The organism is Pelosinus sp. sgz500959 (assembly GCF_042610375.1).
GTDB lineage: Bacteria > Bacillota > Negativicutes > DSM-13327 > DSM-13327 > CTSoil-075.
Window position 1 is genome coordinate 199,943 of sequence record NZ_JBGJZL010000008.1, and the last position, 14,908, is coordinate 214,850.

General features: G+C 36.7%; 12 protein-coding genes and 1 other RNA gene. All 13 read right to left on the reverse strand.

Going from position 1 to position 14,908, the window contains the following annotated elements:
* Positions 1–24: 24 nt before the first annotated feature.
* The 13 genes from ACAN52_RS14345 to aspS all read right to left on the reverse strand — a co-directional run bounded on the left by ACAN52_RS14345 (position 25) and on the right by aspS (position 14,908).
* The gene (locus tag ACAN52_RS14345; RefSeq protein ID WP_378955595.1) at positions 25–204 is read right to left on the reverse strand and encodes a hypothetical protein; all 180 of its coding nucleotides are present in this window, start codon (positions 202–204) and stop codon (positions 25–27) included.
* A gap of 49 nt (positions 205–253) precedes the next feature.
* Positions 254–775 carry a PRC-barrel domain-containing protein gene (locus tag ACAN52_RS14350; RefSeq protein ID WP_378955596.1) on the reverse strand — a complete coding sequence of 174 codons (522 nt, stop codon included), beginning with the start codon at positions 773–775 and terminating at the stop codon, positions 254–256.
* A gap of 240 nt (positions 776–1,015) precedes the next feature.
* Entirely contained in the window at positions 1,016–2,110 is a 1,095-nt protein-coding gene (gene mnmA / locus ACAN52_RS14355; protein ID WP_378955597.1) for a tRNA 2-thiouridine(34) synthase MnmA, read from the reverse strand.
* Positions 2,111–2,117: 7 nt separating this feature from the next.
* On the reverse strand, positions 2,118–2,489 hold the full coding sequence (nifU, locus tag ACAN52_RS14360) for a Fe-S cluster assembly scaffold protein NifU (protein WP_378955598.1): 372 nt from the start codon (positions 2,487–2,489) through the stop codon (positions 2,118–2,120).
* A 24-nt stretch (positions 2,490–2,513) separates the two neighbouring features.
* A complete protein-coding gene (gene nifS / locus ACAN52_RS14365) occupies positions 2,514–3,716 on the reverse strand; it encodes a cysteine desulfurase NifS (RefSeq protein ID WP_378955599.1) in 1,203 nt (400 codons plus the stop codon).
* Complete coding sequence (locus ACAN52_RS14370; RefSeq protein ID WP_378955601.1) at positions 3,697–4,155, reverse strand: RrF2 family transcriptional regulator; 459 nt, start codon at positions 4,153–4,155, stop codon at positions 3,697–3,699. Before ACAN52_RS14370 ends, nifS begins: the two co-directional genes overlap by 20 nt.
* A 132-nt stretch (positions 4,156–4,287) precedes the next feature.
* Entirely contained in the window at positions 4,288–5,607 is a 1,320-nt protein-coding gene (locus tag ACAN52_RS14375) for a replication-associated recombination protein A (protein ID WP_378955602.1), read from the reverse strand.
* Between the two features lie 114 nt (positions 5,608–5,721).
* A complete protein-coding gene (locus ACAN52_RS14380; protein WP_378955603.1) occupies positions 5,722–7,377 on the reverse strand; it encodes an HD domain-containing phosphohydrolase in 1,656 nt (551 codons plus the stop codon).
* A 233-nt stretch (positions 7,378–7,610) separates the two neighbouring features.
* The gene (locus ACAN52_RS14385) at positions 7,611–9,014 is read right to left on the reverse strand and encodes an S-layer homology domain-containing protein (protein ID WP_378955604.1); all 1,404 of its coding nucleotides are present in this window, start codon (positions 9,012–9,014) and stop codon (positions 7,611–7,613) included.
* A 407-nt stretch (positions 9,015–9,421) separates the two neighbouring features.
* On the reverse strand, positions 9,422–11,092 hold the full coding sequence (locus tag ACAN52_RS14390; RefSeq protein ID WP_378955605.1) for a methyl-accepting chemotaxis protein: 1,671 nt from the start codon (positions 11,090–11,092) through the stop codon (positions 9,422–9,424).
* A 152-nt stretch (positions 11,093–11,244) separates the two neighbouring features.
* On the reverse strand, positions 11,245–12,522 hold the full coding sequence (locus tag ACAN52_RS14395) for a methyl-accepting chemotaxis protein (protein WP_378955606.1): 1,278 nt from the start codon (positions 12,520–12,522) through the stop codon (positions 11,245–11,247).
* Positions 12,523–12,829: 307 nt separating this feature from the next.
* A non-coding RNA gene (gene ssrS / locus ACAN52_RS14400) (6S RNA) lies at positions 12,830–13,009 on the reverse strand.
* A gap of 105 nt (positions 13,010–13,114) precedes the next feature.
* On the reverse strand, positions 13,115–14,908 hold the full coding sequence (gene aspS / locus ACAN52_RS14405) for an aspartate--tRNA ligase (protein WP_378955607.1): 1,794 nt from the start codon (positions 14,906–14,908) through the stop codon (positions 13,115–13,117).

The following is a 14,908-nucleotide window of genomic DNA, read 5'->3' on the forward strand; positions in this document are numbered from 1 at the left end:
GGTGACCACATGGCCCCCGCTTTATTACCTAATATTCTCCATAGGCTCTAAATATAAAGTCAATGTTCCATCGGGTTGAACATTAAATATTGTTGTTTCTTCACCACGTATCATAAATTCCACACAACAATCCCAACAAAAATATTGTTCTGTTCCGACTTTACCAATAGCCCTTTTGTTGTCACATACAGGACAAGTTGTCATACGCTATACACCTCATATCATATTCTTAACTATGATCTAAGTCACCTGACTATTCAAATTCAGTCATTTCCGTTTCTCCGTGAAGAAGTTTAGCCATTGTTTCAGGTACAATCACTTTGCCTTGTCCGACAATTTGGACTTGTGGTAATGGCATGAGCATGCGCCCATAGAGTACATCAGTGATCATACTATCCGATACTTGATACCACTTAATCTCTCCAGTTATACGATCAAAAATAATATCTTTTAAAACTCCTAAACGAAGACCAGTATCCGTCATGATTTCTTTATCACATAAATCTTTCAAATGATATGTATGATTGGTCATGTGAAAATCTTCTAATTCATGAATGACATGATGATTACAAACCATAACAGCATCACGTCCTAAACTGAATAAATCTCTGAAAGCAATGATTTTTTCAGATGCAAACCAATTACCTCCGTTAATGATCAAAGCACATAGAATGGCTCCTTCAACATCTAAAAGAAGTTCTCCAACTTCGCCAACCTGCATACCGGTTTCCGTTTCTAATATAGGCAAACCGATGATAGATCCTAACTTCTCCATAAAAGGGAGACCTCCATCACTGACTGTATGATTATTATTACCATACTTATGACTTTTATTACATTAATTTAAAGAAAACTTGACTTCGGTCAACCCTCAGCGCAGACCAAAGTCTTAGTTGTCCTTACTTGTAACCCTAGAAAGTGTTATGCTTTCTGATTCGCTAAAATATAAAGAAACCTGTAGAGAATGTTCATCACATCCTTTACAGGTTTCTTTATGCTCTATTCTATCAATCCATTAACGAATTGATTTTATAATAATACCGCCACCAATGACCATATCCCCATCATAGAAAACAACGGATTGTCCGGGAGTAATCGCTCTTTGTGGTTCACTAAATTTGACATGTACCTGGCCGCCTCCAAGGGGCGTGACATGAGCTATTCCTTCTTTAGATCCATAACGAATTTTAGCAGAAACATTCATTGGCTCCTCTAGAGTATCGATTGTAATGAAGTTTAAATCACCAGCGATTAGTTCGCTAGCAAATACATCTTGGTTAGATCCTACAACAACTCGATTTGCTTCATAATCTAACTCTACTACATATAAAGGCTCGCCAGTAGCAATTCCGAGACCCTTGCGTTGCCCAATGGTATAGAGAGGTAAACCTTGGTGTTTGCCTAATACATGACCATTTACATTCACAATCTGACCTGGTTTAAGAGCATTAGGTGATCTTTCCGCTAAAAAGCTTTTATAATCATCATTTGGAACAAAACAAATTTCTTGGCTTTCTGGTTTATTCGCTACGGATAATCCAAATTCAGCAGCTAATTCTCGAGTCCTTACCTTAGTATAATCACCAAGGGGCATTAGAAAATGTTTCAAGGTATCCTGATTTAAGTGATACAAGGCATAAGATTGATCTTTTGTATGATCAACCCCTTTACTTAAGGTATGCCTACCAAGCTTATCATCATAAGCAATGCGAGCATAATGGCCTGTCGCCACATAATCAGCTCCCAAGGCCAATGCTTTTTTCAGTAAGCCTTCAAACTTGACAAAACGGTTGCAGGCAATACAAGGATTAGGAGTTTTACCATCACCATACTCACGAATAAAATAACCAACTACTGTTTCTTGAAACATCTCTCGGAAATTAAGTACATAATAAGGAATACCAATTTTTTCGGCTACTCGCCGCGCATCATCAATCGCACTGAGAGAACAGCATCCTCGATTTTCTGCATCATCTTCTGGCACATCTTTATCCCAGATTTGCATCGTTGCACCAATTACATCATAACCTTGCTGGACTAAAAGGGCGGCAGCTAAAGAACTGTCCACCCCTCCGCTCATGGCTACAAGAACTCTTGGCTTTGTACCCATGAAAAAATCACTTTCCTTTTTTCTGTATATAGTCTTTGATAGCTTCATGTAAAGCATCAGCCGCTAAATTTGAACAATGCATTTTAGCTGGTGGAAGTCCATCAAGAGCTTCTGCTACAGCATCATTGGAAATTTTGAGTGCTTCATCAAGAGTTTTTCCCATAACAAGTTCTGTAACCATACTGCTTGTGGCAATCGCTGCCCCACAGCCAAACGTTTTAAATTTAACATCTTTAATGATATCATTTTCCACATCCAAATAAATTCTCATGATATCACCACATTTGGCATTACCAACTTCACCAACACCACTCGCATTTTCTATCTCACCCACATTACGTGGATTTGCAAAATGATCCATTACTTTTTCAGTATACATATAAAATATCTCCCCTCAACTAAATTAATGATGGCAATTACTACAAGGATTACTTGGTGCTAATTTACTCGTTGCATTTAATGGCGACATACTACGTAATGTTTCAACAATTTTCGGCAATACTTCAAGACAATAATCAATATCTGCTTCTGTATTACCACGTCCCAAGGAAAGTCTAAGAGAACCATGGGCTGTTTCATGCGTCATTCCCATTGCAAGTAATACATGGGAAGGATCAAGAGAACCTGACGTACAAGCTGAACCACTTGATGCTGCAATTCCTTTCATATCAAGGTTTAATAGTAAGGACTCACCTTCAATATAAAAGAAGCTAAAATTAACGCTGCCTGGTAAACGTTTTTCAGGGTGACCATTTAGCTTAATGTCTACAATTTTTTCTTGGATGCCTTTTATCAATTTATCTCTAAGAGCTTGCACATGAGCCATACGTTCACTTAGCTCAAGTCTAGCTTTTTCAGCGGCTTTACCTAAACCAACAATACCAGGGACATTTTCAGTACCAGGTCTTAGTTTTCGTTCTTGAGATCCACCTTGTTGCAGAGCTTCAATTTTCACACCTTTACGAATATAAATAGCGCCTATCCCTTTAGGACCATATAATTTATGTCCAGAAAGACTGAGCAAATCAATATTATATTCATTCACATCAATGGGATAATTACCAACAGCCTGAACAGCATCAGTATGGAAATAGATTCCTTTTTCTTTTGCTAATTGTCCAATTTCTTTAATTGGTTGAATGGTTCCCACTTCATTATTTGCAAACATAACACTGATGAGAATGGTTTGGTCTGTAATAGCGTTTTTCACATCTTCAATACGTACCATTGCATTTTCATCAACAGGTAAATATGTTACAGTGAAACCTTGTTTTTCTAAGGATTCACAGGTGTGTAATACTGCATGATGTTCAATGCTTGTTGTAATAATATGATTGCCTTTTTTACGATTAGCATAAGCTATACCTTTTAGCGCTATATTATCAGACTCAGTACCACCACTTGTGAAAAAGACTTCCTTTGCGGTGGCTCCAAGCAATGTTGCTACACTTTCTCTTGCTTCATTGACAGCTTTGTTAGCCTCACGTCCGAAATAATGAATACTACCAGGATTACCAAATTTATCCTTCATGTATTCTACCATTAAATCGACTACTTCATGATCAACTGGGGTCGTTGCTGAATGATCAAAATAAACTCTTCTCATTATCACATACATCTCCTCGTAGTTTTTCTTCCCGACACAAGTCAGCTAGGGAAATTGAGTCCACAACTAAATTTATACTATCACTCACTTTGGCCCAGACATCGCGGGTTACACAAATATCTTCCCGCTCACAACAATCATGATCATTAGAATGATCTAATAAACAATCTACCAAAGCGATAGGCCCTTCCATGACTCTAACAATATCACCTACTGAAATTTGTGCAGGATCTTTACTTAAAGTATATCCGCCTTGTGCGCCACGAATACTTTTAACATATCCAGCTTTGCGCAATGTACTGATGATTTGTTCTAAATAGTTTTCAGAAATTTTTTGACGTTGGGCAATACTTTTTAAAGAAATAGCTCCTTGCCCATAATTCATAGCTAAGTCATACATGGCCGCGACGCCATAACGTCCTTTTGTCGATATCTTCACAATAATCTCCCCTGCTATTACCAAGTATTCCGAGTAATATAGTAGGTTTTATTGATTATTAATATACCAAAAAAAAACCTACTTGTCAAAAGAAAATATACAAAAAATGTACAAAAAAATAATTTATTTCAATTATCTATTTGTCATAGTATGTTTCATCATCTCTTGTTTTATTAATTTCTCCTTGCCATTTTCGGTTGGCTGATAGTAAACTGTGTCAATCAGTAGATCTGGTAAATACTGCTGTTTTACATAACTACCAGCATAATCATGTGGATACAGATAATTAACACCATGCCCTAGACTTTTTGCACCTTGATAATGGGCATCGCGCAAATGAAGTGGTACTGATCCACAATCTTGTTGTTTAACATCATGAATGGCTTGATCAACGGCCAAATAAGAAGCATTACTTTTTGGAGCAGTCGCAATATAAATCACTGCCTGAGATAAGATGATTCTGGCTTCAGGCATACCAACAAACTGTACTGCCTGAGCAGCCGCCATAGCGACCACCAGAGCTTGAGGATCAGCATTACCAACATCTTCAGCAGCACAAATCACAATGCGTCTAGCAATAAATTTGACATCTTCTCCTGCAACAATCATTCTGGCCAAATAATGAATGGCCCCATTGGGATCTGAGCCGCGCATGCTTTTGATAAAGGCCGATATAATATCATAATGACTATCTCCCGACTTATCATAGGTTTGTATGCGCTCTCCCACCACTTCCATTAAGACATCCATTGTAAGTTTAGGATCATCAATCCCTTTGAGCATGGCTGCTGATTGTTCCAAAATATTAAGAGCCACCCGCCCATCGCCACCTGAAATATCTGCAATCTTTAATAAAATTTCTTTCGAATATCCAATGCCTAAATTCCCTAATCCCCTTTCCTTATCTTTCAGCGCAAGTTCCATCATAGTAAGTAAATCCACAGATTCAAGGGATTTTAAACGAATCACTCTCATTCTAGATAATAATGCTGAATTAACTTCAAAATAGGGGTTTTCCGTAGTGGCACCAATTAAAATGACTCGGCCATCTTCAACGTAGGGTAATAAAACATCTTGTTGCCCTTTATTAAAACGATGGATTTCATCAATAAATAAAATCGTTCGCTGACGATAAAAACTAAGGCGCTCTTTCGCTGCTTCAACGAGTTTACGAATATCAGCAATACCAGCAGATACTGCATTTAATTTTTCAAAATGACTGCCAGTACTATTGGCAACAATGTGGGCGAGTGTCGTCTTTCCTGTACCTGGCGGTCCAAATAAGATGATGGAAGGTAAATTATCAGCGTGAATCATTTGCCGTAAAAATTTTCCTTTACCAACAATATCATGTTGACCACTGAATTCATCAAGTGTCCGCGGACGCATCCGTACCGCAAGTGGGGCTGCTTGACTATTTTCCACTTGATTTGCATATGAGAATAAATCCATATCTTCACCTTCTTTATGATAAACTTTCATTACATTATGGAGTCTTATATTCTTTCTACTATAGATTCATTTTTACCTTTTTTAGCAAACAGTAAGGCCATGCAGACTGACAATTCAGTTTAGCATGACCTCACTGTTATTTTGAATTTGATTTATACCAATAAAAATTTTAACTAATTCTGGATCAAATTGAATTCCTGCATATCTCTGTAATTCTTCAATCGCTGCATCATGATTCATGGCCTTACGATAAGGCCGATTACTTGTCATTGCATCATAGCTATCTACAATTGCCAAAATACGACATTCAAAAGGGATATCCGTACCTCGTAATTTAAGAGGATATCCTTTACCATTCCACCATTCATGATGCCGTAATATCCACTCAGCAATTGGCAATAAGTCTGACGTTGCACGAGCAATGCGATAACCAATTTCACAATGTCTTTGTATCTCTTCTATTTCAATTTTCGTCAATAATCCTGGTTTTTTTATAACTTCATTCGAAATTCCAATTTTTCCTATATTATGAAATTTAGCAAGCAAACGTAGATCCATCATGGATGATTCTCCTACCCCAGCTGCTTTTGCCAATGCAACAATCAATTTTTGTAAACGTTCCCCATGACTCCCTGTACTTTTCTCCCGAATTGCTAGCATTTCCTTGACACTTTGAATCATAGAACGATTATTAGTAGTATGATGAAAAGTTTTTTCTCTATACATTTTATTTTCTGCTTCTAAGATAAGTTCTTCTATCGATTGAACAATTTCTTTTGAATATGCATACCCAATGGACATTTGCAAAGTTACCAAAGAAGGGTTACTGACATCATTATCCTTTTGCATATTATTACAGACATTTTGATAGTACATCTCTAACTGTTCTGCTGAAACATCCTCTAATAAAGCGATATACTCGTCTCCTCCAGTTCGGAAGATAGCAGTACTTTCAGGAAAAGAGGAGCGCAGAATTTGAGCTGCACGAATAATCATAAGATCACCTTGGGAATGGCCAATCGTATCATTTATGAACTTCAATCCATCAATATCAATCACATATACTGCAAGACCTAACTTCTTACCCGTCTCTAATCTCACTAACTCCATTTCAAAAAAAGTACGATTATAAAGTCCAGTTAAAGCATCATGATAACTAAGATACTCTAAATGATTCCGTGCCTTTTCACTTTCCTGCAAATATTTTTTTGCTAATTGATGTTCTTCATCATAATGTTTTAATATTACAGTCAATAACAAGGAATTAGTAATAATCGACGTAAGCAATGTAATAGAAACATCAATATATTTTACCGTAACTGTAGGATAACCTGTGACCAAATAGGGATATACATATTCTATAATGATCATTGCTAGAGCCATAAGTGTTAATAAAGCCGTAAGAAGAAATCGTTTATATCCTTTTAGTACAGTCACTCCCATTGGCGAAAAAAGCATAATATAAAAAGGAACACGCCCTGCAGTCCCACCACTTGTAAACCAAATAAAAGGAATCACAGTCGCTACTAAAAAAAGAGATAGAAAAATGCATAAATCATATTTTCTTTTTACGACGGACAGATAATACACTCCTGTTAAGATCATACCACTCCATATACACGCAGTGAGCGAAAGACTATCTAGTCCAAGACAATAACTCGTCATGACACTCCAAAAAGAAATAAAAATACCAAAGATGAGAATCACATTCAAAATACGATGTTGTATAGAAAATTGAGATTTATCACCGATTAATTGATGCAGTTCCAAAAAAACATCCCTCATTTTAACTAATACTATCATGAATTGGCTATATTGGAAAATTTATCTTAATATTGTCATATCTTTCATATTATATCTTTTTCATTCATAATTTGGCAATAATTAATTTACTTCTCCTCTTATCTTAAAATATCGTCCTATATTTCTTTCATTTGAAATACAAAAATAAGGCCACTAGTGAAATTATCTTTCACAGTGACCTTATCTATATGATTTATTTATTAATAATAAAGTTCAATTTTGGCTTGATACGTTTTATCTTTAGCAGCTGTATTGCTTGTTACCGTCGTATTTTTAATCTTAAGGTCTTGATATTCAAGAGAGGCAACAACATTCTTGGCAACAACTTTAGAGTACGCCAAGAATAAAGCATTTACATTGTCACTTCCTTTGGTAAAGAAGTTATATCCTTGACTTCCAACATTGGCAACAGCGACAGTATCAAAGTTTCCTGAACCAGGAGCAAATGCACCAGGATCAATACTACGATACTGAATCATCCAAGCATCAGTCCCTGTCTTTGCCGGATTAACCATGCCCATAACTTGATAAGCAACAGGAAGTTTACTGTTAGTAATTTCGACCATATAAGCTTTTGGATTCGTATTTAAGCCTATGCTACCATCGAGTTTCGACCCTACATAGTCACCAAAAACGAGAAGATCTCCAATTTTTGTATCAAAACCAACAAGATAACCTTGGGAAGAATTAAAGCTTTTTCCTGAAGCAACATTGAGAGTATTATAGTCACCTTTGACATCTCCCCAGTAGTAGCCTGTTTTCAAATTGACTTTATTGACTTTCCAATCTAATTGAGTTGTGGTAAAACCGGAATTTTCGGAAGTAGTTCCCGAACCAGTGCTAGGTCTAATATTACCCGTCCAGGCGCTCACCTTTACATCACCGACTTTTTTCACAGCCAAAATACCATCTTTATTCCCTGGACCCCCAATCATACCATGGCTGAAAAAGTCAAGAGCTGATCGTCCAACCCGAACACTATCCATACCCAGAATATTCTTAGCCGTCACATTCACTTGATCCAATTCAATTGTCGATCCAGCGTTTAGGTTGTAATCACCAAAACGACTGTGACCATTCGTAGCAAGTCGGCCTGTCCAAGACCAATCGTCATTCATGGTACCACGAAACATAATGCGTTGCCGGAAATCAAATTGATCAGAATGAGATAATTTTGTCGATGGCATACTTGGACTATTACCCATAGCGCGCATACGGGTTTCACCACTTATCCAAGTGTTTGTTTTAGCTTCAACTTTAGCAACACGTGCACCTAAACTATTTAGTTCGGAAGCAAACTCCGCAGATAGCTTATCGATTGTTGCTTTTTGTGAAGCATCAGCTTTTTTATATTGATCAATTGTTTTAGAAACAAGAATTGCCATTTCATAACGGCTCATTGCTCTGTCGCCACGGAATGTACCGTCTTCGATTCCCTCGATCAAACCAGCCTTAGCTAATGAAGTAACAGCATCATAAGACCAGTGTTTGGCAGGAACATCACTAAAAGATAGATTTGGCCCTGCATATGTAGTACAAGCGAAAGTAGATGTTAATAGGGCTGTTAAGATCATAGCTTTTATTGTTTTTTTGCTTTTTTTCATTGTTAATCCCCCACTAAAATTTATTATTGCATTAAAAAGTACACATTGTAAGTCGGCCTTATTCCCTCCTTCAACTCATCATCTCGCACTTCGAAGTCTTATAAAGCTATAATTTATAATTTTCTTCATAGTTATGCGGTTCACTACAATGGTGGTACTTTAGCTTATCTTAGCAGTCACGATTTTCTGAAAAAGCAAAAGCGCCCGATTAACTCAGACGCCATTGTTTTAGAAAAACGGAGCCTCCATAATATACTCACTCAAGGCTCCGTTGCCTTATTATGTAGTTTATATAAAATATAACAGTGAAAATATATTGTGTCAACAATAATTTGTCTCAAAATGATACTTTTACGCATTTTTTGACATAAAAATAGAAAATTCGACTTTTAAAAGGTAAAAGACTATTAAATTTGAAAACTATGTATCGCAACTTGTAAATCCTGTGCCATTTGCGATAAGCCTTGACTAGAGGAGGCTATAGTCTCCATAGAGGCCGACTGTTCTTCCGTAGCGGCTGAAACTGTCTGTGTTTGCCCTGCTATGTCTTGACTTATTTGTTCAACTAACCGTATTGAAGAAACAACTTGTTGACTATTGTTTGTCATTTGTTGAATAACAGTCGCAATCCCTTTTACTTGATTCGACATTTCATTCACCAGAAATACAATTTCACTAAAGCCTTTTCCTGCCGCATTGACGACTTCCTCGCCCAAATTAACTTCACGAGTCCCTTCATTCATCGCAATAACAGCCTTATCAGTGTCTTGCTGAATCTCACTAATTAGATTGGCAATTTGTTTTGCTGCTTCTTGTGATTGTTCCGCTAATTTGCGCACTTCTTCAGCTACAACTGCAAAACCTCTGCCTTGTTCTCCCGCACGCGCAGCTTCGATTGCTGCATTTAAAGCCAAAAGATTAGTTTGTCCAGCAATACTTGAGATCGCATCAACAATTTGGCCAATTTCTTTCGAACGTTCACCAAGTTTTGAAACAATATGTGCAGTGCTACTGACCGTCTTATCGATATTCTTCATTTGATTGACAGCTTTTTCAATGGATTTACTACCAATCTGAGCTGCTGCAGCCGTCTTATCAGATGTTTCCACAACGACATGTGAGTTCTCAGCTGCCTGCTGAATGTCCGTCAAAATTTGCTCAATGATTTCTGAAACCTCACTGACAGCACTAACCTCTTTTTCAGTACCGATGGATACTTCTACAATTGAGGATGCGACTTGATTTGTTGCTTGAGCCGATTGATCCGTACTGATATTTAACTCTTCTGAGGATAATGCGAGCTGTGTTGCCGACACTGAAACTTGTTTAATGAAACCTCGAAATTGGGCTAATAGGGTGTTAAGAACATGAGCAAGCTCTCCAAATTCATCTTTGGAATCCATTGAGATTTCCTTAACCATAATATGCCCAAATTCATCTTTCTCGATATTTTTTATGATTGTATGAAGGGCATTCCCAATAACTCTTCGAATCAATAAACTTAATACAATCGTAAATAAACCACTAATGACCATGATCAGCAATGCTATCTTTATTTCTAAATCCATTTTTTCTAAATTAAGTGCCATTTCTTTTTCGCTTTCATCGCGCATTTGATCAGTATATGTTGCTAAACGTTCGGCTTGAACATCAAATTCTGGCATTAATTTATTCCCTGCTGCAGGACCATCCTTTATATAAATTTGAGCCATTTTTTTCCCTAAAAGATAATAAGCATCAAAATTTTCCTCATATTCTTTTATAAACTTAGCTTTTTCAGGTTTGATCAATACAAATTTCTTTAGGGATTCTTTAAAAAGCTTCGCGTTTTCTTCAGCATTTTCAAACCCATCCTCTAGACCATCTTGACCTCGTGTTGCGCTAATATCACTTAGGTACTGTTGCACTTGTGTAGTTGCTAATTCCATTTCATTGGCTAATGCTACCACTGGATAAGTAACAGTACTAACTTGTCGATTCGATAAGATGACCCTAAACATAAGAAAAGAGTTAACGACCACCATAATAACCACTAACATGACCAATAATGATAATTTTCCTCTGCAAGATTGCGGCAACAATTGTATCACCCTTTCATTAGTTTATTTTATGGTTCAAAAGTTAGTTCTGTTTTTTGGAAAAATTGACGATCCATTTTACATTTTCAAAATTTAGGAAAATAGCCACAACACTTGCATCACAAGAGTTATGGCTATTTTTTTATCATATATTATTTGATGACCATTTTCGATAAATCAATGGCGGCATTTGCTACATCATCAGATGCTTTATCAATCTCTTCTGATGTTTCGGCAAGATCTGATACGGCCAAATTAATACTGTCCACCTGAGTATAATTACTGGCTATAAACTGAGTAATTAATGTCATATGTTCAGCGCTATCTTTCACAGAATCTCCCACTTTTTCCATCGTGACAGCTTGTTTGGCCATACTATTGACAACTTCATCCGTTGATTCATTATTTTTTCTAATTAACTCACCAACTTCATTAGCAGCCGATCGACTCTGCTCTGCTAGTTTACGAACTTCATCGGCGACTACAGCAAATCCTCGACCAGCTTCACCAGCACGCGCGGCTTCAATTGCAGCGTTCAAAGCAAGTAGATTGGTTTGATCAGCAATACTTGTAATGGTTTGAATCATATTTGCCATAGACTTAGAAGCAACATTTAATAACTCGACTTTCTTTTGAACTTCCAAATTTAGATCAATCATATCGGATAGCTGTATACGAGTATCTTTGATTACCTTTTCTCCCTCTGTCGCTGTTAACTGGGCTTGATTAGCCTCTTGTTTAACCATTGCAGAGGCATCTCGAATTTTATATACACTTTGCGACATTTGACTTGCAGAAGCATTCGTTTCTTCTGCTGCAGCTGCAAGAGTCTGAGAAGCATCCTGAACACTTGCAAAGATTGCTTGTTGTTGATCTAAAAGCATTTCTTCTGCTTTTATTTTTTCATTAAGGCCCGTCGCATAGGATTCAATAAAAGATTGGTTGACTTCTGCTTGAATTAGCTGACAAAGTTGATCAAAAGCCTGCACCACTTTTCGCATATATGGTGTATCTGACTCATAAGCCTGAATAATAAAAGGAAAAATTGAACGTTTTAAGGCACCAAAGGCCAATATAAACCATTCAGCGGGCAATTTAATTTTATGATGGATAGCACCAATATGCTGTACTCTACTGATATATTGGGGAGTAATATTAGGCTCATAGAAATATTTTAAAAATTCTCTAAAAGTTTTTTTTAATTGTTCAATCGATGATTTTTCTTTAATAAATGTTGCTACTTCTGGTGACTTAGTAATACTTTCATAAAAAATATCAGTAATTTGAGTTAGATTTTCTTCTATAATAGGACGAAGAGCTGCTAAATATCCGACAGATTCATTATCTAATGATAAAAAAGTTTTTGCAACTCGATTAGTACCAGAATAAGATCCTAAAACCGCTACAAATTTTTTCTTTCTTCCGAACATACTCATTGCCTCCTCAAATTTAAATGGATATTTTCTATAAAAAATATTCTTCATTAAGCCATGAAAAATGACGACATCCATTGCAAACATATTTTATTTCGACATAATTACATAAATTTCTATCTTTATCTACTTAATATTTCTATAAAGTTCAAATATTTCCTCTATTTTAAAAAATAAATTTTCAATTTTTGGATATATTCAAAATATAAGTAGAAATCATAGTGATTTAAAATTTAAAAATGATTTATTTCTGGTTATAACAAAAACACCAACCTAAAAGAAGTTAGTGTTTAAAAGAGCATAAAAAAACCCCACTATGCCGTAATGCCACTGTTTTGAACCTGCCAAAGCAGGTGGGTGCTCTCTTGGATATTTTACGTTCCCCTTAAAATAAGGGCATACATGCCATAACCAAAGTACAAGCTCCCTCAGAAGATATGTTGGATCAAAACATATTAGCAATATACGTACACTGTAGGGCTTTCTTGGAATTCATTTGTCATTATTATAGTAGCAAATTTAAAAGAAAATTGCAAGAATAATCAGACGGTACTTTTTTCCAACTCCGTCTGATTATTCTTTACCATTATTAAGCTTTTACTTTAGCGACTACAGCAGTTTTAATGGATAATTCTTTTAATTGTTTGATGTCAACTTCTGAAGGCGCTTGCGTCATGACATCAGTGGCACTTTGAGTTTTAGGGAAAGCAATCACATCACGAATGGAAGAACGTTTTGCCATTAACATGATCAAACGATCGAGACCAAAAGCAATTCCACCATGTGGAGGAGTGCCATATTCAAAAGCTTCTAACATGAAACCAAATTTAGACATTGCTTCTTCTGTTGTAAAACCAATCGCAGAAAAGACTTTTTCTTGCAATTGACGATTATAGATTCGAATGCTACCACCACCAATTTCAGTACCATTGAGAACCATATCATATGCTTTTGCTTTCACACGACCTGGATCACTTTCTAGGTACTGAATATCCTCATCCCTTGGCGAAGTAAACATATGATGCATAGCACTCCAACGTTTTTCTTCTTCATCATATTCAAACATTGGGAAGTCGATCACCCAGACAAAAGAAAGCTTATCAGGATCAATCAAATTCATACGACGACCCATTTCTAAGCGCAATTGACCTAAAGCATTAGCAACAATCCCTGGTTTATCAGCAACAATCAGTAGTAAATCCCCTTCTTCTACACCAGCGGTCTTAGCAATATTCTCCATAATTTCGTCAGAGAAGAATTTAGTAATGGCCGACTTAACACCCTCAGCAGTATAACCAATCCAAGCCATACCTTTAGCACCATAAATGGATACATAGTCAATCAAACCATCAAGTTCGCGACGTGGAGCGTGAGCATAACCTTTTACATTAATAGCTTTTACTTGTCCTCCGCTAGCAAGAACAGTTTCAAAGACTTTGAAATTTGATCCCTTTACTGCATCAGACAAATCAATGAGCTCCATACCAAAACGTACATCTGGCTTATCTGAGCCATAACGATTCATAGCATCGTCATAGCTAATTCGCAAGATTGGCGTGGAAACCTCTGCACCAATTGCTTCTTTAAATAATTTAGCTGTCATATTTTCCATCATTGTCAAAATTTCTTCTTGATCAATAAAAGACATTTCAATATCAAGCTGCGTGAACTCAGGTTGACGATCAGCGCGTAAATCTTCATCCCGGAAACAGCGTACGATCTGGAAATAACGTTCCATACCAGCAACCATTAACAATTGTTTAAAAATTTGTGGTGACTGTGGTAAAGCATAGAATTTACCCGGATTAACACGACTTGGCACTAAGTAATCTCTAGCGCCTTCTGGTGTACTCTTCGTTAACATTGGAGTTTCAATCTCCATAAAACCATTGTTATCAAAGAAGTCACGCATGGTTTTTGTTACGCGATGACGCAGCATCAAGTTTCTTTGCATTTCAGGACGACGCAAATCTAGATAACGGTACTTCAAACGCAGGGTTTCATCAATTTCAATATTATCTTGCATATAAAAAGGTGGTGTTTTCGCCGCATTTAAAATTCTAAGTTCTGTACCAACAACTTCAATTTCACCAGTTGCCATATTTGAATTAATGGTAGCAGCATCCCTTAATTTAACTGTTCCCCGTACTGCAAGTACATATTCAGAACGAACGGACTCGGCTTTCTTAAAAGACTCTGGATCAACATCTTGAGAAAAAACCACTTGCACTAAACCAGAACGATCACGCAAATCAAGAAAAATCAATCCTCCATGATCACGACGACGTGATACCCAACCACATAATACGACTTCTTGTTCAACATGCGCTGTATTCAATACCTCGCACGAGTGTGTCCTTTTTAAACCAATCATTGTATCCAT

Excerpts from the sequence above, each read along its gene's own strand:
- ACAN52_RS14345 (WP_378955595.1), bottom strand. The coding sequence starts at position 204 with ATGACAACTTGTCCTGTATGTGACAACAAAAGGGCTATTGGTAAAGTC.
- ACAN52_RS14350 (WP_378955596.1), bottom strand. The coding sequence starts at position 775 with ATGGAGAAGTTAGGATCTATCATCGGTTTGCCTATATTAGAAACGGAA.
- mnmA (WP_378955597.1), bottom strand. The coding sequence starts at position 2,110 with ATGGGTACAAAGCCAAGAGTTCTTGTAGCCATGAGCGGAGGGGTGGAC.
- nifU (WP_378955598.1), bottom strand. The coding sequence starts at position 2,489 with ATGTATACTGAAAAAGTAATGGATCATTTTGCAAATCCACGTAATGTG.
- nifS (WP_378955599.1), bottom strand. The coding sequence starts at position 3,716 with ATGAGAAGAGTTTATTTTGATCATTCAGCAACGACCCCAGTTGATCAT.
- ACAN52_RS14375 (WP_378955602.1), bottom strand. The coding sequence starts at position 5,607 with ATGGATTTATTCTCATATGCAAATCAAGTGGAAAATAGTCAAGCAGCC.
- ACAN52_RS14385 (WP_378955604.1), bottom strand. The coding sequence starts at position 9,014 with ATGAAAAAAAGCAAAAAAACAATAAAAGCTATGATCTTAACAGCCCTA.
- ACAN52_RS14395 (WP_378955606.1), bottom strand. The coding sequence starts at position 12,522 with ATGTTCGGAAGAAAGAAAAAATTTGTAGCGGTTTTAGGATCTTATTCT.
- aspS (WP_378955607.1), bottom strand. The coding sequence starts at position 14,908 with ATGGATACAATGATTGGTTTAAAAAGGACACACTCGTGCGAGGTATTG.